Annotated in this window: 12 protein-coding genes; all 12 read left to right on the top strand. The window is 72.6% G+C overall.

Annotated features, from left to right (window positions below; genetic code table 11):
• Window positions 1-11: 11 nt before the first annotated feature.
• The 12 genes from OG207_RS21005 to OG207_RS20950 all read left to right on the top strand — a co-directional run bounded on the left by OG207_RS21005 (window position 12) and on the right by OG207_RS20950 (window position 24650).
• Window positions 12-278: an acyl carrier protein gene (locus OG207_RS21005; protein ID WP_329100018.1), complete on the top strand. Its 267-nt coding sequence runs from the start codon at window positions 12-14 to the stop codon at window positions 276-278.
• A complete protein-coding gene (locus OG207_RS21000; protein WP_329100017.1) occupies window positions 262-1149 on the top strand; it encodes an alpha/beta fold hydrolase in 888 nt (295 codons plus the stop codon). Before OG207_RS21005 ends, OG207_RS21000 begins: the two co-directional genes overlap by 17 nt.
• Window positions 1150-1206: 57 nt before the next feature.
• Entirely contained in the window at window positions 1207-7896 is a 6690-nt protein-coding gene (locus tag OG207_RS20995) for an SDR family NAD(P)-dependent oxidoreductase (protein ID WP_329100016.1), read from the top strand.
• A 140-nt stretch (window positions 7897-8036) separates the two neighbouring features.
• A complete protein-coding gene (locus OG207_RS20990) occupies window positions 8037-15428 on the top strand; it encodes a beta-ketoacyl synthase N-terminal-like domain-containing protein (RefSeq protein ID WP_329100015.1) in 7392 nt (2463 codons plus the stop codon).
• 29 nt (window positions 15429-15457) lie between these two features.
• Entirely contained in the window at window positions 15458-17080 is a 1623-nt protein-coding gene (locus tag OG207_RS20985) for a PfaD family polyunsaturated fatty acid/polyketide biosynthesis protein (protein ID WP_329100014.1), read from the top strand.
• Window positions 17077-18981: an acyl-CoA dehydrogenase family protein gene (locus tag OG207_RS20980; protein WP_329100013.1), complete on the top strand. Its 1905-nt coding sequence runs from the start codon at window positions 17077-17079 to the stop codon at window positions 18979-18981. Before OG207_RS20985 ends, OG207_RS20980 begins: the two co-directional genes overlap by 4 nt.
• The gene (locus OG207_RS20975; RefSeq protein WP_329100012.1) at window positions 18978-20735 is read left to right on the top strand and encodes an acyl-CoA dehydrogenase family protein; all 1758 of its coding nucleotides are present in this window, start codon (window positions 18978-18980) and stop codon (window positions 20733-20735) included. Before OG207_RS20980 ends, OG207_RS20975 begins: the two co-directional genes overlap by 4 nt.
• A 22-nt stretch (window positions 20736-20757) precedes the next feature.
• On the top strand, window positions 20758-21537 hold the full coding sequence (locus OG207_RS20970; protein WP_329100011.1) for a 4'-phosphopantetheinyl transferase family protein: 780 nt from the start codon (window positions 20758-20760) through the stop codon (window positions 21535-21537).
• Between the two features lie 96 nt (window positions 21538-21633).
• Window positions 21634-22389, top strand: coding sequence for an RNA polymerase sigma factor (locus tag OG207_RS20965; protein ID WP_329100010.1), 756 nt, complete (start codon window positions 21634-21636; stop codon window positions 22387-22389).
• 5 nt (window positions 22390-22394) lie between these two features.
• Entirely contained in the window at window positions 22395-22805 is a 411-nt protein-coding gene (locus OG207_RS20960; RefSeq protein WP_329100008.1) for a hypothetical protein, read from the top strand.
• Complete coding sequence (locus OG207_RS20955) at window positions 22798-23241, top strand: hypothetical protein (protein WP_329100007.1); 444 nt, start codon at window positions 22798-22800, stop codon at window positions 23239-23241. Before OG207_RS20960 ends, OG207_RS20955 begins: the two co-directional genes overlap by 8 nt.
• Window positions 23238-24650 carry an aldehyde dehydrogenase family protein gene (locus OG207_RS20950; protein WP_329100006.1) on the top strand — a complete coding sequence of 471 codons (1413 nt, stop codon included), beginning with the start codon at window positions 23238-23240 and terminating at the stop codon, window positions 24648-24650. Before OG207_RS20955 ends, OG207_RS20950 begins: the two co-directional genes overlap by 4 nt.
• Window positions 24651-24652: the final 2 nt, after the last annotated feature.

Here is a 24652-nt window from a genome sequence, read left to right as displayed (position 1 = left end):
GAGGTAGTCCCATGCAGACTGTCACCGCAGCGGAAGCACAGGCCTGGCTGGTCGAGAAGCTGGCCGTCCGGCTCGACGTCGAGCCCTCCCAGATCGACGTAGACCGCTACTTCGACGAGTTCGACCTCGACTCGACCGAAGCCCTCATCCTCGCCGGTGAGCTGGAGAAGTGGCTCGGCTTCGAACTGGAGGCGACCGCGCTCTGGTACCACCCGACCGTCGCCGCGCTGTCCGGGCACATCGCCGAGGAGAGCGCGCGCAATGTCGCGGCGGCCTGACCCGACCACCCCCCGACCCGTCCTGCGCACCCTGCGGGACGCGGACGGGGCGGCCGCCCACCGGATCTGCGCCGTACATCCGGGCGCGCTCGCGGCCGGTGAGTGGGGGCCCCTGGCCGGGCGGCTGCCCGCGGACACCGCCCTGTACCTGCTCGACCTGGGCAGCGTCCCCGAGTTCCTCGCCGCCGCCCTCGACCCCCGCGCGCCGGTCGTCCCCATCGGGGACCTGGCCGCCCGCTGCCTGGACGAACTCGCCGGGGCGCGGATCGACTCGGGACCGTTCACCCTGGTCGGCTGGTCCTTCGGGGGCGTCGTCGCCTACGAGATCGCCGCCCGCCTCGACGCGGCCGGGCGCGGCGCACTCCTGCGGGACCTCGTCCTGCTCGACAGCATCGCGCCCGTTCCCGCCTTCAAGCGCACCGACGAACTGCTCGACGCGGCGATGCTCCTCGACTGGTTCACGATGTACCTCGGCGCCAAGCGCCGCCGGCCGTTCACCGTGAGCGTCCCGCCCCTCGCCGCACCCGAGGACGGACTGCCCCAGGTGCTCGCCGCGGCCATCGCCCAGGGCCTCCTGCCGGAAGGCACGGAGCTCGCCGGACTGCGCAAGCTGTACGCCGCCTACCAGGGCGGCCTGTCCCGCAACAACCGCTGCACCGCCCCGTACGAGCCCGGCCCGCTCGACCGGCCCCTCACCCTCGTCAAGCCGGAGCGCTCGCTGCTCCCCGACGAGGGCGACCTCGGCTGGAGCGGCCTCAGCAGCCACCCCGTACGAGAGACGGGCGTCCCCGGCGACCACTACACGATGCTCCGGGACCCCGGAGCCGTGAGCGTGCTCGCCGGCCTGCTGGCCGGCTCCGCCGTCGTCTGAACACACCTTGTGCATCCGTGCCCTGCCCACCCGCGGCACTTGAATGAGAGGACCGTCGTGCACCACTCACGTCTGGCCGAGACCCCCATCGCCATCGTCGGGTTGGCCGGCCTGTTCCCCCAGTCGCGCAACCTGCGCGAGTTCTGGCACAACATCGTCGACGGCAACGACTGCATCGAGGACGTTCCGGACAGTCACTGGAACCTCGACGACTACTACGATCCGGACCCTGCGGCCGAGGACAAGACCTACGCCCGGCGCGGCGGCTTCCTGCCCGAGATCGCCTTCAACCCCATGGAGTTCGGCCTGCCGCCGAACACCCTGGAGGTCACCGACATCCTCCAGCTGCTCTCGCTGACCGTCGCGCGCGACGTCCTGCGCGACGCCGGCACCGAGGGCTCCCGATGGTACGACCCCGCGCGCACCGGGGTCATCCTCGGCGTCACCGGCGCCAACTCGCTGACCCAGCCGCTCTCCGCGCGCTTGCAGACGCCCGTCCTGAAGGAAGTGGTCCGCAGCGTCGGGCTCAGCGAGGCCGCGGCGGACGAGGTCGCCGAACGCTTCAAGAAGGCCTACATCCCGTGGGAGGAGAACTCCTTCCCCGGCATGCTCGGCAACGTCGTCGCCGGCCGCATCGCCAACCGCTTCGACCTCGGTGGCACCAACTGCACCGTGGACGCGGCCTGCGCCAGCGCCCTCGCCGCGGTCAAGCTCGCGGTCAGCGAGCTGATCGAGGGCCGCGCCGACCTGATGATCACCGGCGGCTGCGACGCCGAGAACACGATCCTCATGTACATGTGCTTCAGCAAGACCCCGGCGTTCTCGAAGAACCAGATCATCCGGCCCTTCGACGAGTCCGCCGACGGGACGCTGATCGGTGAGGGCATCGGCATGCTCGCCCTCAAGCGGCTCGCCGACGCGGAGCGCGACGGCGACCGGATCTACTCCGTCCTGCGCGGCATCGGCACCTCCAGCGACGGCCGCTTCAAGAGCATCTACGCCCCGCGTGCGCAGGGCCAGCAGCTCGCCCTGCGCCGGGCCTACGAGGACGCGGACGTCGCGCCGGGCTCCGTCGAGCTCTTCGAGGCGCACGGCACGGGCACCGCCGTCGGCGATCACACCGAGCTGTCTGCCCTCGGCTCGTTCGTCGCCGAGGGGCAGGAAGCCCGCGGCTACGCCGCCATCGGCAGCGTCAAGTCCCAGATCGGACACACCAAGGCGGCCGCCGGCGCGGCCGGCCTGATCAAGCTGTCGCTCGCCCTGCACCAGAAGATCCTGCCGCCGACCATCAACGTCGAGAAGCCCAGCAAGGCGGTCGACCCGGCGGAGACCCCGTTCTACGTCAACTCCGAGGCCCGCCCCTGGATCGCCGACCCCGGCCGCGACAAGCGCCGGGCCGCAGTGTCCTCCTTCGGCTTCGGCGGCACCAACTTCCACATGGTCCTGGAGGAGCACGACACCGCCGGCGCCAAGGTGCTCGGCCCCGTCGCCCGCACCGGTCTCTGGCACGCGGCCGACCCCGAGGCCCTCGCCCGCCGCCTGGAGCAGGGCTCCGCACCCGACCCCCTCGGCTGGGTGCCGGTCGGCGACGCCCGGATCGGCATCGTGGCCCGCTCGGACGCGGAGTTCGACGAACTGCGCGCCACCGCGGTCGGGTTGCTGCGGGCCAAGTCCGGCGCCACCGCCTGGCAGCACCCCAAGGGGATCACCTACCGGCGCTCCGCGCTGCCCGCCGGGACGAAGGCCGCCGCGGTCTTCGCCGGCCAGGGCAGCCAGTACACCGGCATGGGCCGGCAGGCGGCGCTCGCCGTCCCGCCGGTACTCGCCGCGTACGACCGGGCCAACCGGTTCGCCACCGGCGCCGAGACCCTCGGCCGCGTCGTGTTCCCGCCGCCGGCCTTCGACGACGCGACGCGCAAGGCGCAGGAGGAGTCGCTGCGGCGCACCGAGTTCGCGCAGCCCGCGATCGGCGCGCTGTCCGCCGGCCAGTTCGCCTGGTTCCGTGAGCTCGGCTTCGCGCCCCAGGGCGTGATCGGCCACTCCTTCGGCGAGCTGACCGCGCTGTGGGCGGCGGGCGCGCTGGACGACGCCGGATTCGCCGAGCTGGCCCAGGCCCGCGGTCTCGCGATGGCCCCGCCCGCGAACGCCTCCGCCGACCACGACCCCGGCGCCATGGCCGCCGTACGCGGTGAGCTGAGCGCGGTGCAGGCCCTCGTCGCCGGCTACCGGGACGTGACCGTCTGCAACATCAACGCCCCCGGCCAGATCGTGGTCGGCGGGCCGACCGCCGAGATCGACCGCCTCGTCGCGGACGCTGCGAGCGGCACGATCCCCGCGAAGCGGCTCCCCGTATCCGCGGCCTTCCACACCCGGTTCGTCGCCCACGCCGCCGACGCCTTCCGCGCGGCCGTCGACCGCGTCGACCTGGCCGCGCCGCGCATACCCGTGTACGCGAACACGCCCGGCGCGTCCTACGGCGCCGACACGGTGGCGGGCCGACGCACCCTCGTCGACCAGCTGCTGCGGCCGGTGGCCTTCGCCGACCGCATCGAGGAGATGTACGCCGACGGCTTCCGGGTCTTCGTCGAGTTCGGCCCCAAGCGGGTGCTCTCGGATCTGGTGGACCGCGTCCTCGAAGGCCGCGAGGGCGTCGTGACCGTAGCCGTCGACGGCGGCCCCGCCAAGGACGGCGAGATCGCGCTCAAGCGCGCCGCGATCGAACTGGCCGTCCTCGGCCTCCCGATCTCGGGCATCGACGACCACACGGCCGCGGTGCCGGAGGTGCCGGCGGGCAAGGGCATGGCGATTCCGCTCCGCGGCATCAACTATGTGACGGCCGCGCGGCGTTCGGCGTACCAGGAGGCGCTGGCCGAGCCGGTGCGGGAGGTGCCGCCGACGGCTCAGCCGGCCGTGGCCCCGGCCGTCCCGGCCGAGGGTTCGGCCGATGGACTGAGCGAGGTCGTCCGCGAGGGGCTCGATCTGCAGGCCGAGATCCTCGACGCGCACGTAGAGACGATCCGCGAGGCGGTCAGCACGCTGGAACGGTCCGTTCGCTCCGGCACCCACCCCGACGCGAACGCCGCGCTGCGGCTCATCGAGCAGCACGGCGCGTCGATCACGTCGGCGCACGAACGCGCGACGCGACTCCTGATCGAGGCGCTGAGAGGGGAAGAGCAGCCGCCGAGCGAGCCGGAGGTCTCCGTCCCCGTCGTGGTGGTTCCTGCTCCTGCTCCGGCTCCTGCTGTAGAGGCTCCGGCTCCGGCTCCGGTTCCTGCTCCGGTTCCGGTTGCTGTGGATGTGGCGGTGTTGGGTGCGCTGCTTGAGGTGGTGGCGGAGAAGACGGGTTATCCGGTGGAGATGTTGGAGCCGGGTATGGATGTGGAGGCTGATCTGGGGATCGATTCGATCAAGCGTGTTCAGATCATGGGTGCGTTGCAGGAGCGGTTCCCGGTGTCGGGTGAGGTGGATCCGGAGCGGATGGGTGAGCTGAGGACCCTCGATGACATCGCCGGGTTCCTGGCTTCGGCTTCCGGCGCGTCGGCTTCGGTCGCTCCGGCTCCTACTCCCGCCGTAGAGGCTCCTGCCCCTGCCCCTGCCCCTGCCCCTGCCCCTGCCGTGGTGGTTCCGGCTTCTGCTCCGGCTGGTGTGGATGTGGCGGTGTTGGGTGCGCTGCTTGAGGTGGTGGCGGAGAAGACGGGTTATCCGGTGGAGATGTTGGAGCCGGGTATGGATGTGGAGGCTGATCTGGGGATCGATTCGATCAAGCGTGTTCAGATCATGGGTGCGTTGCAGGAGCGGTTCCCGGTGTCGGGTGAGGTGGATCCGGAGCGGATGGGTGAGCTGAGGACCCTTGATGACATCGCGGGGTTCTTGGCTTCGGCTTCCGGCGCGTCGGCTTCGGTCGCTCCAGTCCCTGCTCCGGCTCCTGCCGAAGAGGCTCCGGTTCCGGTTCCGGCTTCTGCTCCGGTTGCTGTGGATGTGGCGGTGTTGGGTGCGCTGCTTGAGGTGGTGGCGGAGAAGACGGGTTATCCGGTGGAGATGTTGGAGCCGGGTATGGATGTGGAGGCTGATCTGGGGATCGATTCGATCAAGCGTGTTCAGATCATGGGTGCGTTGCAGGAGCGGTTCCCGGTGTCGGGTGAGGTGGATCCGGAGCGGATGGGTGAGCTGAGGACCCTTGATGACATCGCGGGGTTCTTGGCTTCGGCTTCCGGCGCGTCGGCTTCGGTCGCTCCAGTCCCTGCTCCGGCTCCTGCCGTAGAGGCTCCCCTCGTCGTCACGTACCCCGGGGCGAACGGCGTGGGACGTACCTTCGCGGCCGTACGGGAACTGCCGGCGCCCTGCCGTGTCGTAGGGGCCTACCCCGAGCGTCGTACCGCGCTCGTCATGGACGACGGGTCGACGCTGACCCGTCCGCTGGTCGCCGGGCTGCGGGCCGACGGCTGGCGGGTGGAGGTCGTCACGCTGCCGGGCGCCGCGTCCGCGGTGGAAGCCGACTCCGTACGGTCCCTCCGTACCTGGGAGGAGGACGAGCTCGCCGGGGTCATCACCGCCCAGCGGCTCGACCTGGTGGTGCAGGTGGCCGCCCTGGCCGGTCAGGAGTGGGCCGAGGCGGCCCGCCGCCTGGCGCACACCGTGCTCGTGGCCAAGCGGGCCCAGGCGTCGCTGAAGGCCGCGGCCGCGGCCGGCGGCAGGGCCGCGTTCGTCGCGGTGACCCAGCTGGACGGTGCGAACGGCTACCGCGGCAGCGGCGCCGGATCGGCCCTGCTGGGCGGCGTGAGCGGACTGGTCAAGACGCTGGCGATCGAGGTACCGGCGCTCTTCACCCGTACCGTCGACTTCGCCCCCGGCCTGGACGACCGCACCGTCGCGACGCGCTTCCTGGACGAGATCCACGACGTGTCCGTCGACACCGCCGACGTGGGCCACGACGCGGAAGGACGGCGTACCGTCGTCCCGTCCGCCGAGCCGCCCGCCGCCCACGTGGCAGCCGTCCCGGAGATCGGTGTACAGGACCTGCTCGTCGTCACCGGTGGCGCCCGCGGGATCACCGCGGACTGCCTGCAGGCGCTGGTGGAGGCCCGTCCCGCGGGTCTGCTGCTGCTCGGCCGCAGCCAGGTGACCGCCGAGCCCGAGTGGTCGGCGGGTCTCGAAGGGGCGGCGCTCAAGGGCGTCATCGTCAAGCGGATCGTCGCCGCGGGGGAGAAGCCCACCCCGCGCGGGGTCGAGGCGGTCTACCGCGAGGTGACCGGCAGCCGTGACGTGCGGGCCAACCTCGACCGGCTGCGGGCGACCGGCGCCACCGTCGAGTACGTCGTGGTCGACATCACCGACGCGGCCGCCGTCCGGACCGCCCTCGCCCCGTACGCCGCGCGCGTCACCGGTGTCGTGCACGGCGCGGGCGTCCTGGCCGACCGGCTGATCGCCGACAAGACGTCGGAGGAGATCCACCGGGTCCTCGGTACGAAGATCGTCGGCCTGGGCCACGTACTGGACGCGCTCCGCGGTACGGCCGCCCTGCGCCACCTGGTGTTCTTCTCCTCGGTCGCCGGATTCTTCGGCAACCGCGGCCAGTCGGACTACGCGGTGGCGAACGAGGCCCTCAACCGGATGGCGGTGCGCCTCAAGCACGAGCTTCCCTCGGCTCGCGTGACCTCCGTCAACTGGGGTGCGTGGGACGGCGGGATGGTCACCGACGACCTGCGCAGGATGTTCGCCTCGCGCGGTGTGGTGCTGGTGCCGGTGGCGACCGGTGCGGGCATGTTCGCCGAGCAGTTCACCGCGGCCCGCGGGCAGGACACGGTCATCGTCGCCGGCCCGCTGACACCGCTCTCCGCGCCCCCCGCGGCCGACGCGTCCGCCCCGGCGTCCCTGCTCGTCGACCGCACGCTCGCGGACATCGACGCCGATCCGGTGCTCGCCGACCACGCGATCGGCGGCAAGCGGGTGCTGCCCGCCACCGCCGCGCTGGGTGCGCTCGTCAACGCGGCGGAGCGGGTGACCGGCAAGCCGGTGACCGAGGTGACCGCGTTCAAGGTCTTTAAGGGCCTGGTGATGGACGCTGCCGAGGGCGAGGGCCCGACCGCCTCACGGCTGAGGCTGTTCATGGAGCCCGGACCGGCGGCCCGCCCCCAGTCGGTCGAGGTGCTGGCCTCGGCCGTGGACGATGCCGGTCAGAGCAGGCCGTCGTACGGGGCGGGCCTCGCCACCGACGAGCTCACCGCTCCGGCGGACCGTACGGACCTCGCCCGTGCCGCCCGAGAGGCGACCCGCACCGATGCGGGCCCGCTCTACCTGGACGGCACGCTCTTCCACGGACCCGCGCTGCGCGGGCTCCGCTCCGTGCTGGTCGCGGAGGAACGGCTGCTGCTGCTCGGCGCGCGGCTCGGTGACGGGCGGCCGGCGCGCGGCGCGTACCACGGGCGGTTCCTCAGCCCCGTACTGGCCGATCTGCTGCTCCAGTCCGCGCTCGTGTGGGTCCGGCGGTTCCGCAACCGGGCCTGCCTGCCGATGGAGGTCACCAGGGCCCGCTTCTACGCGGAGCTTCCCGTCGACCAGGACTTCCTGATCGCGGTGGAGAACGTGTCGGCCGGCCCGAGCGGCATCAGCTGCTCGATCACCGCGCTCGACCGCGAAGGCCGCGTGCTCCAGGTGCTGGACGGGGTCACGGTCGTGGAAGACCCGCAGCTGGAAGGCAAGTTCGGGCCGACCGTCGAGCGGACCGGCACCGCGACCGTCTCGGTCTGACGTCCGCCGGACCGGACCCGGCCCTTCCCCGGGCCCGGTCCGGGTCAGGCCCGGTCCGGGCCCGGCCCGGACGGACAACCGACCACCGAACCCCCGACTCCCGAACCGATCCATTCGGACACCCGGAGGCTGACCCAACCATGGGCAAGTACGCGATCGTCGGCCTGGCCTGCCTCTTTCCGGGGGCGGGGACACCCGACGACTACTGGCGCAACCTGATCGGCGGCGTGGACTCACGCACCGACGGGGACGATCGGATCTTCGGGCACGCCCCGCAGGTCCGGGAGACCGACCCGGAGGACAGGCACCGCATCTACTGCACGCGGGGCGGCTTCCTCAACGAGTACGACGAGGGTGCCGAAGGCTTCGATCCGAAGGGTTACCTCCTCCCTCCCGACTACCTGGCCGGCCTGGACCGCTCGTTCCACTGGGCGCTCCGGGTGGCCGGGGACGCACTGGCCGACGCGGGCCATCCCCCGACCGCGGGCGGCCGGCCAGGGCGGAGGACCGGGGTGGTGTTCGGGAACTACCCGTTCCCCACCCCGGCCTCCGGCCGGTTCGCCGGTGAACTCTGGGACTCCGCCGTGGCCCGCGGCCTCGCGGACGCCGGACTGCGCGTGCCCGACGAAGCGATCGCGTCCGGCGCGGCCGCCGCGGCCGCGCCCGGCGCGGTCACCGCCCACAACCTGTGGGCGGGCGGCATGCCGGCCCGCGTGGTGGCGGCCGCCCTGGGCCTGGACGGGCCGAGGTTCACCCTCGACGCGGCCTGCTCCTCCGCGCTGTACGCGCTGAAGCTGGCCTGCGCCCATCTGGAGACCGGGCGGGCCGATCTCATGCTCGCGGGCGGCGTCTGCGCGCCCGATCCGACCGTGATCCACCTGTCCTTCTCCGACCTGCGGGCCTATCCGCAGGACGGTTTCAGCCAGCCCTTCGACGCCCGCTCCCGAGGCATCGTCACCGGGCAGGGGGCCGCGATGATCGCGGTGAAGCGGCTCGCCGACGCACGGCGCGACGGCGACCGCATCCACGCCGTCATCGACGGGCTCGCCCTGACCAACGACGGCCCGGGCAAGCACCTCCTCGCGCCGAACGAGGCCGGGCAGCTGGCCGCGTACGACCTCGCCTACCGCGAGGCGGGCGTCGACCCGTCCGCGATCCAGTACCTGGAGTGCCACGCCACCGGCACTCCGCTCGGCGACAGCACCGAACTGGGCGGCGCCGAGGCGTTCTTCGGCCGCACCCCGCTGCTGGGGTCGGTCAAGGCCAACATCGGCCACCTGCTGACCGTGGCCGGCATGTCCAGCCTCCTCAAGGTCGTCCTGTCCCTGTCGCACGGCGTCATACCGCCGACGATCGGCGTGGAGCGGCCGCTGCCCGGAACGATCGCCGACCGGGTCGTACGCGAAGCCGTGGCCTGGCCGGACCCGGCTCCCGGCGCTCCCCGCCGCGCGGGTGTCTCCGCCTTCGGCTTCGGCGGTACGAACGCCCACGTCGTGCTGTCGGCGCCGGACGCCGCGTCCGCGGAGGCCGCCGCGGACGCCGGTGCCGAGGCCGTCGAGCCGCCGCCGCTCGCCGTGATCGGCATGGGCGCACACTTCGGCTCCTTCGCCACCCTCGACGAGTTCGAACGCGCGGGATACGAAGGGCTCGGCGCCGTACGCGACCTGCCCGAACAGCGCTGGCGCGGCTTCGAGACCGTCGAGAACGGCCCCCTGGACCGGGGCGGGCTGGGCGGTGACGCGGCCCCCCGCGCCGCCTACATCGAGGACTTCGAGGTCGACACCACCTCGTACCGCATCCCGCCCAAGGACCTCGACCACTTCAACCAGCAGCAGTTGCTGATGATGCGCGTCGCCGAGGAGGCGCTGCGCGATGCCGGATACGAGCGCAAGCGCCCGGGCGGCGGCGGGGCCGCAGGCTCCGGTCCGCGCCGGATCGGCGTGGTCATCGGCATGGAGATGGAACCCAGCGCGCACGGTCACGGCTCCCGCTACGAACTGGGCCGCAAACTCACCGAGTGGTGTGCGGCGGCGGGGGTCCAGCCCTCCCCGGAGCAGCTGGCGGACCTGACCCGTGCCGCGCGCGACGGAGTCCACGACTCCATCGAGCCCAACGAGGTCCTCAGCTACATCGGCAACATCATGGCCAGCCGGGTCTCCTCCCTGTGGAACCTGACCGGCCCGTCCTTCACGCTCTCCTCCGACAGTGCGGTCGGTGTCGAGGCCCTGGACGTCGCCCGGCTGCTGCTGCTCGACCCCACCATCGAGGCCGTCCTCGTCGGCGCGGTCGACCTGGCCGCCGGACCGGAGAACACCCTCGCCCGCGAACTCCTCGAACCGGGCGCCGTCCGGGACGGACTGAAGATCCTGGGAGAGGGCGCCGGCGCCGTCGTCGTCACCCGGCCGGACAGCGTGCCGCAGGGACTCAGGGTGTACGCCACGGTCGAGTCGATCGCCGTGCACCACGCGCCGGACGTCACCCCGGGCGTCCGCGCCGAACTCGTGGAACGCGCCGCCGAGGACGCGCTCGCCGCGGCCGGACTCGGCCCGTCGGACGTCGAACTGGTCGAGGCCGCCGGCGGAGCGCGGGCGGCCGAGATCGATGGTCTCGCCCGCGTCTGGACCGCCGGGCGGGCGGGCGGGGAGCTGCACACCGCGCTGTCCTCGGTCCGGTCGGCCGTCGGCGACACGGGCTGTGCCTCCGGGCTCGCCGGGCTCATCCGGGCCGTGCTCTGCCTGCACCACGGGTACTTCCCGGTGGCCTCGGACGGGATCGCGGCGGACGGCACCGACGGCTCGGCCTTCTTCCTGGCCGCCGACTCCCGGCCCTGGCTGCGCGCCCACCGTGACGGCCGGCGTGCCGCCTCCGTCAGCGTCATCGGCACGGCGGGCAGCCACGCCCACCTCGTGCTCACCGGCCGCCAGGTCCGCGGCGAGATCACCGAGGCCGACTGGACCCGGTCCGGCGGGGGAGTGGTCGTACCGGTCGCCGCGGACGACTTCGACGGACTGCTGCGACGGCTGGGCGAACTGCGTTCCGCGGTCGCCGCCGACGGCGCCGGGACCGAGGACTGGTCGGCGGAGTTCACGGACCGGCCGGCGAAGCTCAAGGCCGTGCTCGTCGCCGACGACCCGGCCGGGCTCGTCCGGCAGATCGACCAGGCGCTGAAGGACCTGCCCGGCGTGTGGGAGTCCGGTGGCGAGTGGTCCTCCCCGTCCGGCAGCTGCTTCACCGCGCGGCCGCTCGGCCCCGAGGCCAAGGTCACCCTGGTCTTCCCCGGTGCGTTCAACTCCTATCTGGGACTGGGACGCGCCATGTTCCGGGCTTTCCCCGGGCTGCTTCCGCGCTTCGAGGCCCAGGCCGAACTCCCCGCCGAACTGCTGCGCAGCGCGGCGCTCTACCCCCGTTCGCGAGGACCGCTGGGGAGGCGCGAGCTGATGCGGCTCGACGGCGAACTCGTCGAGGACATCCCGCTGATGCTCGCGGCGGGCACGAGCTACGCCCTGCTCTCCACCGACCTGGTGCGGGAGGTGCTGGGAGTCCCGGTGCACGGCGCGTTCGGCTACAGCCTGGGCGAGAGCAGCATGCTCTTCGCCACCGGCGGCTGGGTCAAGAGCGCACGCGGCGACGAGAAGATCAGCGCCTCGCCGCTCTTCGGCGACATGCTGCGCGGACCCAAGCGCACGGTGCGCGAGCTGTGGGGCCTGGGCGACGGGGTCCCCGACGCGGAGGTGTGGGCCACCCATGTGCTGCTCGCGCCGGCCGAGGACGTACGGGCGGCCCTGCGGCGCTACGACCGGGTGTTCCTCACCCACGTCAACACACCCCAGGAGACCGTCGTCGCGGGCGATCCGCGGCAGTGCCGCGACCTGATCGCCGAGCTCGAGTGCCGCAGCGCCCGCTCACCCGCCAACCACGTCATGCACTGCCCCGTGGTGGACGGGGTCCTGACCGAACTCGCCGACCTCAACCGCTACCCGACCGGCGACGTGGGGGACCTGGTCCTCTACAGCAGCCGGCACTACGAGCCCGTGACGGACTTCGACGCGGACGCGGTGGCCGAGAACATCGCGGTGACCCTGCGCGAGACGGTGGACTTCCCGCGGCTGGTGCGGCGTGCGTACGACGACGGCTACCGCTGCTTCATCGAGGTCGGCCCCAGCAGCACGTGCTCGCGGTGGATCCACGAGACCCTGGCCGGCGAACCGCACCTGTCGGTGTCCGTCGACCGGCGGGGCGCACGGGGGGCGTCCGACATCGCCCGCCTGGCCGCCCGACTCGCCGCCCACGGCATCCCCGTCGACCTCGGCGCCTTCGCCCCCCTCCCGCACGGCCGTACACGCCCGTCGCCGGGCCTGCGGCGCTTCCCGACGGGCGGCGCCCCGGTCCCGCCCCTGGTGACGGCGGCCGCGGCCCCGACCGTAGAGGTCCTGCCGAACGCTCCGGCGCGGCCGGCCGGACCCGTCACCCCGCCCGCACCCCTGTTCGTGGCGCCGGCCGTACTCCAGCCCGTGGCGTCGGCGGCATCTCTGCCCGTGGCGCCGGCCGTACTCCAGTCCGTGGCGCCGGCCGCGCCCCTGACCGGCTCCGGCGTGTCGAATGCCGGGCCCGCCGCCCCTCCCCGTACCGCCCCGATCACCCCGGCCGCACCCGTCGTCTCCGCCACCCCTGCAGCCCTGCCCGCCCGCCCCACCGCGCCGGTCGCGGTGCTCGTGGGCGGCGTCAATGCCGATCCGGTGCCTGCCCAAGGCCCCGAAACCACCACGGAATGGGACACCGCGATGCCTACCCAACCCTCCGCGCAGCCGCCGGCGCCAGCCCTGGCTTTGGAACGGGAGCCCATCACGATGATCCCGGCCGCCGGTGCCGTGGCACCGCCGGACGGGCCGCCCGCGATCACCCCCGACACGCCGCCCAGGACCGCGGTCTCCGGCGCGCCCCTGCCCGTGCCACCGGTCGCCAAGAGCCCGGCGCGCGCGAGCGACGAGACCACCGCCGTACTGGTGCGCGGACTCCGCAGCGAGATGCTGGAGGCGCACGGCGAGGTGCTCGCGGCCCAGCGCGAGCTGCGTGACGAGCTCGTCGCCCTGCTCACCACCGGGGACCACCCGACGCCCCGCCCGCCCAAGCCCGAGGGCGTCGTCTGGGACGAGCACGATCTGCTGGAGTTCGCGACCGGCAAGATCGGCAATGTCTTCGGCCCCCGCTTCGCGGAGATCGACGGCTACCGCCGCCGCGTCCGCCTGCCCGCCCCGCCCTACCACTTCGCGACCCGGGTCACCGCCCTGGAGGCCGAACCGGGAGAGTTCAAGCCCTCCTTCATCCGTACCGAGTACGACGTGCCGGTGGACGCCTGGTACGCGGTCGACGGACAGGTCCCCCCGGCCGTCACCATCGAGGCCGGCCAGTGCGACCTGCTGCTGATCAGCTACCTCGGCGCCGACTTCACCAACCGCGGCGACCGGGTGTACCGCCTGCTCGACAGCAGCCTCAGCTTCGTCGGCGACCTGCCCCGTGTCGGCCAGACCCTGCGCTACGACATCTGGATCGACCAGTTCGTGCAGCAGGGCGACACCCTCCTCTTCTTCTTCCACTACGACTGCTACGCCGACGGCGAGCTGATCCTCAAGCTCAACAACGCCTGCGCCGGCTTCTTCACCGACGAGGAGCTGGAGAGCTCCCTCGGCATCCTCCAGGCGAAGGTCAGGCCGCCGGTCGGCGACGGCACGTTCTCCGGTTCCAGTGCGTTCAAGCCGCTGGCCCGCACCGACCGCACCGCACTGGGCGCCGTCGACCTGGCGCAGCTCGCCGAGGGCCGGATCGCCGAGGTGTTCGGCCCCGGGCACCGTCAGCCCGCCGGCTGCAACACCTCGCTGAGGCTACCGAGCGAGCGGCTGCGCATGGCCGACGAGGTCACGGTCCTCGACCGCAAGGGCGGCCCGGCCGGTCTGGGCCGCATCGAGGCCGTGAAGCACCTCGTGCCGGACGGCTGGTACTTCACCAGCCACTTCCCGGACGACCCGGTCCTGGCCGGCTCGCTCGTCGCGGAGGGTGCCGTACAACTGCTGGAGGTGTACGCCCTCTCCCTCGGCCTGCACCTGTCCTTCCCCGACGCCCGTTTCCAGCCCGTTCCCGGTTTGTCGACGGAGGTCAAGGTCCGCGGTCAGATCACCCCGGACACCGAGAAGATCGAGTACCGCGTCGACATCACCTCGCTCACCCTGGTGCCGCGTCCGGCGATCACCGCCGACGTGGTCGTCCTGCGGGACGGCAAGGCGTCCATCAGCGTCACGGGCCTCGGCATCCGGCTGGTGGAGAAGCCGGGCACCCCGTTCCGCCCGGAGACGGGCGGCAAGGTGCCGCACTTCCTCGGCCGCCTGAGCCCGGCCACCGGGCAGCCGGCGCTGCTCAGCGAGTTCCACATGGCGCACGCGGCCAAGGGCGACCTGGCCACGGCGATGGGACCCGAGTTCGAGATCTACGCCAACAGCCGCGCCCCGTACATCCCCAACGGCGACTTCCTCTTCGTCGACCGGGTCATGGCCCTCGAAGGCACCCGGGGCGTCCTCAAGCGCGGGGCCGTCATGGTCACCGAGTACGACTCCCCGGACGACGCCTGGTACTACGACCACAACGGGCACCCGCACATGCCCAACTGCGTCTACATGGAGTCCAGCCTCCAGGCGGCCATCCTGCTCGGCTACTACCTGGGCGCCACGCTGCCCTTCCCCGACGAGCAGTTCAGCATCCGCAACCTCGACGGGCGCGCCACCCTGGTCAAGGACGTCGACCTGCGCGGCAAGACCATCCAGCACCGGTCGACCCTGCTGTCCAGCGACCAGATGCCGGGCTCCATCCTGCAGAACTACAGCTACGAGCTCTCCGCGGACGGAGAGGTCTTCTACACGGGCGAGTCGCTGTTCGGCTACTTCAGTGCGAAGGCCCTGGAGAACCAGGTCGGCCTGGACAAGGGCAAGCACGTGGCGCCCTGGCTCGACCGGCACGCGCCGCGCCCCGCGGACGTCCGCCGCGTCGACGTCGCCGCCTACCGGGCCGCCGAGGCCTCCCGGCCGGTGCCCCGCCTCGGCGCGGGCCACCTCGACCTGGTCGAGTGGGTCGACGTCGTGCCCACCGGCGGCGACCACGGCCGCGGCTACCTGCGCGGGCACCGCTCCATCCGCCCCGACGACTGGTACTTCTCCTGCCACTTCCACCGCGACCCGGTGATGCCCGGTTCGCTCGGCGTCGAGGCCCTGCTCCAGGGCCTGCAGGTGTACGCCGTGGAAACCGGCCTCACGGACGGTCTGGTCAACCCGCGCTTCGCCCTCCTCTCCGGTGCCGAGACGACCTGGTCGTACCGCGGCCAGATCCTGCGCGACGACCCCGACATGGAGTTCGACGTGCACATCAAGGAGGTGCGCCGCGAACCGGGCCGGATCCAGCTGCTCGGCGACGCGAGCGTCTGGAAGTCCACCCTGCGGATCTACCAGCTCGGTGGCATCGGCATCGAGATCCACCACGACCAGGTCTGATCCCGCGCACGACCGACAGGAGACGCAGCATGACCACCGATCAGTACCGCCCGCGGTGGACCGGGCGGGGAGAGCCGGCCGTCGGCGACACCGGGGTGTACGAGACCCTGATCCGCCTCGACGAGCCCGTCTACATCGTGCGCGGGCCGTACGGCCTGGGCGCGGCCGCCGGCGGTGAGGTCACCTCCGGCGGCCGTCACGAGATCGTCGCCGCCGTGCCGCCGCTCGGACCCGAACGGCTCGGCAGCGCCGCCTTCCTCGCAGCGCACGGCCTCAAGCAGGCGTACATGAGCGGCGCCATGGCCAACGGCATCGCCTCCGCCGACATGGTCGTCGCCATGGCACGCGCGGGCTTCCTCGCCTCGTACGGCGCGGCCGGACTGCTCCCCGAGGCGGTGGAGAAGGCCCTGATCCGCTTCCGCGACGAGATCCCCGGCCTCGGCTACGCCTGCAACCTCATCCACAGCCCGAGCGAGGACCGGCTGGAGCGCACTTCCGTCGACCTCTTCCTGGCGTACGGCGTGCCCTGCGTGGAGGCGTCCGCCTTCCTCAAGCTGACCCCCCACCTGGTCCGCTACCGGCTCGCCGGTCTGCGCACCGGCGGCCCGCACGGAGTCGTCGCCGCCAACCGGGTCATCGCCAAGATCTCCCGTACCGAGACGGCCGAACTCTTCATGCGGCCCGCACCGGAGGCCATGGTGCGGGCGCTGCTCGCGGACGGCCTCATCACCGAGGAGCAGGCCCGCCTCGCGCCCCGGGTCCCGCTCGCCGACGACATCACCGTCGAGGCGGACTCGGGGGGCCACACCGATCGCAGGCCGCTCCCCGCCCTGCTTCCCGTCATCATGCGGCAGCGCGACGCGATCATGCAGGAGGCCGGCTACCCCGAGCGCATCCGGATCGGAGCCGCCGGCGGCATCGGGACCCCGGACGCCGCGGCCGCCGCGTTCGCCATGGGAGCCGACTACATCGTGACCGGCTCGATCAACCAGTCGTGCCTGGAAGCCGGCACCTCCCCGCGGGTCAAGGAGATGCTCGCCCAGGCCGGCATCGCCGACTGCGAGATGGCCCCCGCGGCCGACATGTTCGAGATGGGTGTCGAACTGCAGGTGCTCAAGCGCGGCACGTTCTTCCCCATGCGCGCCAAGCAGCTGTACGAGCTCTACCGCACGTACGACGGCATCGAGGCGCTCCCGGACGACGTGCGCGCGCGGGTCGAGCAGCAGATCTTCCGGCGGCCGCTGGAGAGCGTCTGGGAGGAGACCGCCGAGTACTTCCGGCGCCGTGACCCGGCCCAGCTCGCCCGGGCGGAGGGCCATCCCAAGCGGCGGGCGGCGCTCGTCTTCCGCTGGTACCTGGGGATGGCGTCGCGCTGGGCGAAGACCGGTGAGGCGGACCGTGCGGTCGACTACCAGATCTGGTGCGGACCGGCGATGGGCAGCTTCAACGCGTGGGTGCGCGGGACGTACCTGGCCGCGCCCGAGCACCGCAGGGTCGCGGACGTGGGCCGGCAGATCATGACGGGTGCGGCGTTCCACCAGCGGCTCGCCATGCTGCGGGCGGCCGGCATCGCCTTCCCCGCGGGCATCGCCACCCGACCGTCGCCGGAGGACTCCACGTCCTACGACTCCGCCGTCGGGGTGGGGCAGTGACCACGGTGTTCCCGCCCGCCGCGGCTGACGTGGCTGACGCGCCCGTGGCTGACGTGCCCTTCGCCGAGGCGGAGCGGTTGGACCGGCTGCTCGGCGACCCCTGGGTGACGGACAACCCGTTCGGCTTCGCGGCCGGCGCGGCCCGCGACGCGGCGCAGGAGTACCCGGCGGCGGCCGAGGCGCGGCTGCGCGCGGAGGGCTTCCACCTGTGCCACCTCCCCGCGGCGCTCGGTGGAAACCTGCGCTCCTTCGAGGACACCCAGATCCTGGTCCGCGCCTGTGCCCGCCGCGACGTCAACGTCATGCCCGCGACCATGTTCAGCATCTCGGCCCTCATGACTGTCCTCGCCGCAGGTACGGAGGCCCAGCACCAGGTGGTCGCCGGTTGGCTGCGCGAGGGGCGCACGATCGCCTTCGGGCTGTCCGAGGAACAGGCCGGCAGCGACGTGCTCGCCAACAGCTGCCGGCTGACCGGCGAGGGAGCGTTGCACGGCACCAAATGGCTGGTCGGGCGCGGGAGTTCCGCCTCCGCCGCCGTGATCGTGGCCCGCACCGCGGAGCGGGGTGCGGGCGCGTTCACCGCGGTCCTGCTGGGGCCGCGGGAGCTCGCCGACCCCCGGGTGCGGCGGCTGCCGCCGCAGCGCACCACCGGGATGCGCGGCATTGACTTTGCCGACCTGGAGTTCGACGGGCTCGTCGTGGCGCCGGACGCCGTCGTCGGCGAGGTCGGCAGCGGCCTGGCGGGTGCGCTACGGGCCCAGCAGATCGTCCGGCTGATGAGCACGGCGGGCTGCCTGGCCACCGCCGACACGGCGCTGCGCACGGCGCTCCGGTTCGCCCGTGAGCACCGTACGGGCGGCGAGCGGGTCGCGGACACTCCGTACGGCTCGCGCGAACTCGCCCTGGCCGCCGCCGAACTGATCGCCACCGACCTCACCGTGCTGGCCGCCGCACGCCAGGTGCACGTCGCCCCCGGCGCGTTCGGTCTGGCGTCCTCCGTCGTCAAGCACGTCGCCACCCGTCTCACCGCCGCCTGCGCCACCCGCTCGCGCGCCCTGGTTGGCGCCCGCGCGGTGCTGCGGGACGGTCCGGGCGCGGTGCTCGACAAGGCGGTGCGGGACAACGCGATGGTCGCGGTCATCGACACGAGCGTCCTCGGCAACCTGCGCGCCCTCGCGATGCACCTCCCGGCCTACGCAACCGTGTTCGCGGACGACCCGACCGACGACACGGCCCGGGAGGCCCCCGACCCGGCCCCGGAGCGGGAGCGGCGGCTGCGCGCCGTGTTCGCCCTGGGCGACCAGGAGCTGCTGCCCGAGCTCCGGCCCGCCGCCCTCGACCTCGGCGTACGGCCGAAGGACGAGGTCCTGCTCGGGTTCGCCGCGCACGCCGGCGCGATCACCGCCGAGCTGTCCGGCCGGGGCGAGGCCCGGGCCGCGGAGCTGGTCGCCGAGGTGCGGGCGGCACTGGCCGCGGTGGTCCGTGACGCGGCCGACGCGCAGCGCGACCGCGCCCGGTCGGCGAAGGTCTCCCCGGAACCGCTGGACCTGGCCGATCGCCTCTGCGTGCTCTACGCAGCGGCCTCCGCCGCTCTGGCCTGGTGGTACCACCGCGACCGGGCCGGCCTCTACGGCGGCGCCGCCCCCGGCGACACCGGGTGGCTCACCGCCGTACTCGCGCTGCTGACCGCCCTCGCCGACGGACGGGACCCGCGCACCGCGGCGTACCGGGATCTCGCTCCGGCGGGTCGGCTGGTCACCGAACTCGACGCGAAACAAAGGCTGTTCACCGCCCTCCCGGTGCGGCTGAGCGACTCCGGCGAGCAGACGGAGAACGACAGGAACGACAGGAACGACAGGAACGACAGGAACGACGAGAACGAGGAGGTCGAGGAGCGATGACCGATCTGCCGGCCCTCATGGCCGAGCTGGAGCGCCACCTGGGCGACCCGCACGACCCGGACGGGCCCATGCCGTACAGCCGCGTCCTCGACCTGGACGAACGGGAGGAGTACCCGCACGAGTTCGTCGATCTGCTCGCCTCCTGGGGCCTGTACGACTGGATCGTGCCCGCCGAGAACGGGGGGCGGGCCGTGGACGTGCAGGACGGCTTCAACCTGTACCGGCTGGTCGCCCGCCGCGACCCCACGGCCGCCACGGCCATGGTCCTCACCAGTCTCAGCTACATGCCGGTGTGGGTCGCCGGCACCCCCGAGCAGCGGCAGCACTTCGCCGACGTGATCAGGGGCGGCGGCAAGCTGGCCTGGGGCCTGTCCGAGCGGCGGCACGGCAGCGACGTCCTCGCCAACGACACCACCGCCCGGCGGACCGAGGGCGGCTGGCTGCTGGACGGCGAGAAGTGGACGATCGGCAACGCCACCGTCGCCGATGTCGTCATGGTCTTCGCCCGTACGTCGGACAAGGGGGGACCCGGCGGCTATTCGATCTTCGCCGTCGAGAAGTCCGCGGTCCCCGCCGAGCAGCTCGAGCACCTGCCCGACGAGCCCTTGCACGGCCTGCGCGGGCTGGACATGAGCGGAGTACGGCTGCGGAACTGCTTCGTGTCCGACAGCGCGCTCGTCGGTCGGGCCGGGCAGGGGCTGGAAACGGCGCTCAAGAGCAGCCAGCTGGCCCGTGTGGCGATCGCGAGCATCGCGATGAGCTGCGTGGACACCGCGCTGCGCACCACCCTCGACTTCGCTACCCAGCGGATGATCTTCGGCGGTGCGGTTTCCGAGGTGCCCTACTCCCAGCGACAGCTCGTGGAGAGCTACGCGGACCTGCTGGTCGCCGACGCGCTCACCACCGGCGCCGTGCGCAGCCTCCAGCTGAGCCCGGACCAGGCCAGCATCTGGTCGTCGGTGGTGAAGTACTTCGTCCCCACCTTCCTGGAGGAGACGCTCGGCCGGCTCGCCATCGTGCTCGGCGCCCGTTACTACCTGCGCTCGCACCCCCGGCACGGGATCTTCCAGAAGGTGCTGCGGGACTTCGCCATCTCCAACTTCGCCGACGGCAACACCGTGGTGAACCTGAAGAACATCGCGCTGCAACTGGACAAGCTGCTGGCCAACGCGATCGGTCAGGATCCGGCGCTGGTGGCCGGCGCGGTGGCGAGGACCGGAACGCTCTTCGACCCGGCCCATCCCATGAAGCCCTATCGGCCCGCCGAGCAACAGCTGTTCAGTCGGGGCGTGGACGACCCGGTGCTCGCCCTGCGCTCCGCCGTCGACGAACTGCACCGGGCCGCGGCGGCGGCCACCGCGAGCGACGCGTCGCGCCTGGTCGCGGCGGCGGACACGGCGGGGGCGATCGTCGACGAACTGGACCGCATCGCCGAGGAGCACCGCAAACTCGTCTCCGACCTCGGCAAGGGAGTCGGACAGTCGTCCGAGCTGTACGACCTGGCCAAGCAGTACACCGTCGTCTCGGCGGCGGCCGCCGTCGTCCACCTCCACCTGCGCGGCCACGACAGCATCGATCCGGGGCTGCGCTCGCCCGCGGTCCTGCTGGTCTGCCTGGAGCGGCTGCTCAAGCGCTTCCACCCCACCCGGCGGGTCACCGGTCCGCAGGAGGTCGCCGAGGTCGCCGACGTGCTGTTCTCCGCGCACCGCGAGGGCCGGCTCTTCTCGTTCCGGTCCTTCCCCGTCAACTGGTAGATCCAGGAAGGAGACCGATCCCATGGACAGCGCGGCCCCGTTTGCCGACCCGCTCGCCGACACGGCCGAGGTCTGGCTGCTCGCCGAGGAGGACGTGGACAGGTTCGCCGAGGCGACGGGCGGCGTCGCGATGCTGACGGACGAGGAGCGGGCCCGGCACGACCGGCTCCTGTTCGCCGCCGCCCGGCGGCGCTTCCTCGGCGCCCGGCTGCTCTCCCGGCAGGTCCTGTCCCGCTACGCCGACGTGCCGCCGGACTCCTGGCGGTTCCGGGCCGGCATGTACGGCCGTCCCGAGGTCGAGGGGTGCGCCTGGGGGCTCGACTTCAACATCACCCACACCAACGGCCTGATCGCCGCCATCGTGGTCCGCGGGCGGACCGCCGGCGTGGACGCCGAGGTCACCCCGGCCAACCCCGAGGCGATGCAGTTCGCGCCGAAGGTGTTCACCCCGCTGGAGAACGAGGTGCTCCGCCGCAACCGGGAGGACCAGCGCGGGCACGCCTTCGCCGATTCGTGGGTGGCCAAGGAGGCGTACACGAAGGCCACCGGTATGGGCATGTGCCGGGGCTTCGACGCCTTTTCCGTGCACCGGCTGCGCGACGGGGGCCTGGCCGTCGTCGACGAGGACATCCCCGAGACGGAGCGGGACCTGTGGCAGGTGCAGGTCCTCCAGGTGTGGGACCGGTTCGCGCTCGGCGTGGCCATCCGGGCCGACCGGAGCGACACGGGGCCGTTGCCGGTCCGGCTGCGCTCGGCCATCGCGGAACTCCTGCCGGACGGGGCGGACGGGGCGCACTCGTGACCGGCGCCGCGGCGGCGGGCCGCCGCTGTCCACCTGTGGCCGGTCCGCTAGCTGACGGCCGATCCCGCTTGCTGCGCCGGTCCCCCAGCGGATTCCATGGATTCCACCCCGCCCAAGGCACCCGGAATCGTCGAAGAGCCCCCCACGAAGGGAATTCTCATGTCACGTAAAGGGAACGCGGAACTGCTGGCGGGGTGCGCGCGCGGAGAGCAGGCCTGCTGGGACGAAATGGTGGAACGATTCGGCAGACTGGTCTGGTCCGTCGTGCGAAGCCATCGAATGAACGACGTGGACGCCGAGGACGTACGCCAGCTGACCTGGCTGCGACTCGTACAGAACGTCGACCGCATTCGCGACCCCGAACGCATCGCCGACTGGCTCGCCACCGTCGCCCGCCGGGAATCCCTCAAGGTCCTCGCGCGGAGGAAGCGCCTGGTCATGGTCGGTGACAGCGAGACCCTCGACGGGCTCTCCGGCCACAGCGAGAGCCCCGAGCAGATCACCCTGCGCGCCCAGCGCAGGGAGGAGACGCTGCGGGCCATCGACACGCTCTCCGAGCAGTGCCGCGGCGTCCTGATGCTGGCGCTCGCGGATCCGCCGGCCTCGTACGACGAGATCTCCACCGCCCTGTCCATGTCCGTCGGCTCGGTGGGTCCCATCCGCACCCGCTGCCTGCGCCGGCTGCACCGCGTCCTCGCCGCCGCCGACGCGGGTGAACGCCTCCCGCAGGAGGCCCTCCGTGCTCGCTGCCGCCCCGACCGGGTACGTCCGGACGTGTCCGGTCCGCGGCGCTTGGAGGCTCTGGTGGGGGGAGGCCCCGAAGCGTCGGCCGGGCAGGCCAGACAGGAGTGATGAGCATGTCCCACTACGACGTGAACGAACTGGTGCGGTCCATCGTCATCGACACGCTGGGAATTCCCACCGACCTGTACCACGAGGACCTGGTCTTCTCCGCCGATCTCGGACTGGAATCCCTGGATCTCCTCGACATCTTCTTCCGTATCGAATGCAGTGCCCCGGTCGTCCTCTCGGTCGAGAAATGCGGACGGTATCTCCAAGGAGAGGTTCCCGACGCGGAGTTCTGCGACGCCCGCGGAATCATCAGCGGGCGCGGACTCTCACGGCTCAACACCGTCATGCCCCAGCTCGACGCCGACCGCTGGGCGGGAAAGCTGACCCTCGACCGCATGCTCGCCGAGCTGTCCGTCGGAAATCTCATCTCGATGGTCGAGAACCTGCTCGCCGAAGGGCAGGCCGCCCATGCCTGAGCACGACAACGGCGTCGTCAGGGTGGGCAGCTACAGCGTCGACAAGGACACCGTCGAGCGGCTGATCGCTTGGCACGGCTCCGAGGCGCTGCGGCTCCCCGCCGGAGACGGCTCGGCCGTCCGCTGGGCGCTGCGCCAGGCCACGCTGCGTGCCCTGGCCGCGCCACCGCGGGTCGCCTGCCAGTGGCGCGACGTCGACCTGCTCGGCACCGGTGAAGGCCCCTGGACCCTGGTGTTCCGGGGTGAGGTGGCCGAGTACGCGGAGACCGTCCTGCACGGCGACGTCTCCCTCTCGGTGACCACGGGAGCCTCCCGGATCACCGCCCACGCCGTCCTGACCCGCGCCGGCACCACCCGTCCCTCCCCCCGAGACCCCTCCCCCCGAGGCCCCTTCCCCCGAGGCCCCCTCCCCCGAGAAACTGAGGTACTCAGGTGAGCACCGTCACCGAAGCCGGACTGCTGACGAGCCGCGAGATCATCACCGGTGAGGAGCTGGGCAGTGTCCCGCTCGCCTCCGCCGGTGCCGTGCTGTCGGCGGCCCGCCGGGCGGCCGCGGCGCAACCGGAGTGGGCCGCGCGGACCGCCGCCGAACGCGCCGCGATCCTGGGCCGCGCCGCCGACCTGCTGCTGGAGCGGGCCCAGGAGGCCCAGGACCTGCTGGTCCGCGAAGGCGGCTCCATCACAGGCAAGGCCTTCTACGAGGTCCACGCGGGCGCCGCCGAGCTGCGCCACGCCGCCGAACTGGCCACCGCCCCCGAGGTGCCGCACGGCCCCGGCTCCGACCCGGGCCGCGACAGCGAGGTACGGCGCGTACCGCTGGGCGTCGTCGGGGTGATCGTGCCCTGGAACTTCCCGCTGCTGCTCGGCATGCGCTCGGTCGCCCCCGCCCTCGCGCTGGGCAACACCGTCCTGCTCAAGCCCGATCCGCACACCCCGCTGAGCGGCGGCCGCCTCTTCGCCGAGGTGCTGGCCGAGGCCGGGCTGCCCAAGGGCGTCCTGGAAGTGGTCCACGGCGACGCGGAGGCGGGCGCCGCGCTCGTCCAGTCGCCGGACGTGGCCATGGTGTCCTTCACCGGATCCACCGAGGTGGGCCGGGAGATCGGCGCCACTGCGGGACGGCTGCTCAAGCGCGTGGTGTTGGAACTGGGCGGGCAGAACGCCTTCGTCGTCCTGCCCGACGCCGACGTCGAAGCGGCGGCCTCCGCCGGCTCCTGGGGCTCCTTCCTGCACCAGGGCCAGATCTGCATGGCCGCCCGCCGCCACCTCGTCCACGAGGACGTGGCCGAGAGCTACACGGAAGCCCTCACCCGCCGCGCCGCGGCGCTGCGCATCGGCGACCCCTACCGTACGGACGCCCAGATCGGGCCGATCATCGACCAGGGGCAGCTCACCCGGATCGCCGCCGCCGTCGAGGACGCCGTCGCCCAAGGCGCACGCCTGGTCACCGGCGGGCGGGTGCAGGGGCAGTACTTCCCCCCGACGGTCCTGGCCGACGTGACGCCGAAGATGTCCATCTTCCACAACGAGGTCTTCGGCCCCGTGGCCACCATCACCTCCTTCGCCGACGAGGAGGAGGCCGTCGGGCTCGCCAACACCTCCGACTACGGGCTCACCGCCGCCGTCTACACCGCCGACACCGACCGCGGCCGGGCCCTCGCGGCCCGACTGCGCTGCGGGGTGGTCCACGTGGGTGACCAGACGGTCAACCACGACCCCCAGCTGCCCTTCGGCGGCATCGGGGCCTCCGGCAACGCCTCCGGCTTCGGCGGCCGGGCCGCGCTCGACGCCTTCACCCGCTGGCACACCCTCACCACCAGTACCCCGGCGCGCACTTACCCCTTCTGAGA

The sequence above is a fragment of the Streptomyces sp. NBC_01439 genome, from assembly GCF_036227605.1.
Taxonomy (GTDB): Bacteria; Actinomycetota; Actinomycetes; order Streptomycetales; family Streptomycetaceae; genus Streptomyces.
This window is presented reverse-complemented; position numbering and strand designations above follow the sequence as displayed.

Bases quoted from the DNA above. Each gene is read 5' to 3' on its own strand.
- OG207_RS21005 (WP_329100018.1), top strand. From the start codon at position 12: ATGCAGACTGTCACCGCAGCGGAAGCACAGGCCTGGCTGGTCGAGAAG.
- OG207_RS21000 (WP_329100017.1), top strand. From the start codon at position 262: ATGTCGCGGCGGCCTGACCCGACCACCCCCCGACCCGTCCTGCGCACC.
- OG207_RS20990 (WP_329100015.1), top strand. From the start codon at position 8,037: ATGGGCAAGTACGCGATCGTCGGCCTGGCCTGCCTCTTTCCGGGGGCG.
- OG207_RS20985 (WP_329100014.1), top strand. From the start codon at position 15,458: ATGACCACCGATCAGTACCGCCCGCGGTGGACCGGGCGGGGAGAGCCG.
- OG207_RS20975 (WP_329100012.1), top strand. From the start codon at position 18,978: ATGACCGATCTGCCGGCCCTCATGGCCGAGCTGGAGCGCCACCTGGGC.
- OG207_RS20970 (WP_329100011.1), top strand. From the start codon at position 20,758: ATGGACAGCGCGGCCCCGTTTGCCGACCCGCTCGCCGACACGGCCGAG.
- OG207_RS20965 (WP_329100010.1), top strand. From the start codon at position 21,634: ATGGATTCCACCCCGCCCAAGGCACCCGGAATCGTCGAAGAGCCCCCC.
- OG207_RS20960 (WP_329100008.1), top strand. From the start codon at position 22,395: ATGTCCCACTACGACGTGAACGAACTGGTGCGGTCCATCGTCATCGAC.
- OG207_RS20955 (WP_329100007.1), top strand. From the start codon at position 22,798: ATGCCTGAGCACGACAACGGCGTCGTCAGGGTGGGCAGCTACAGCGTC.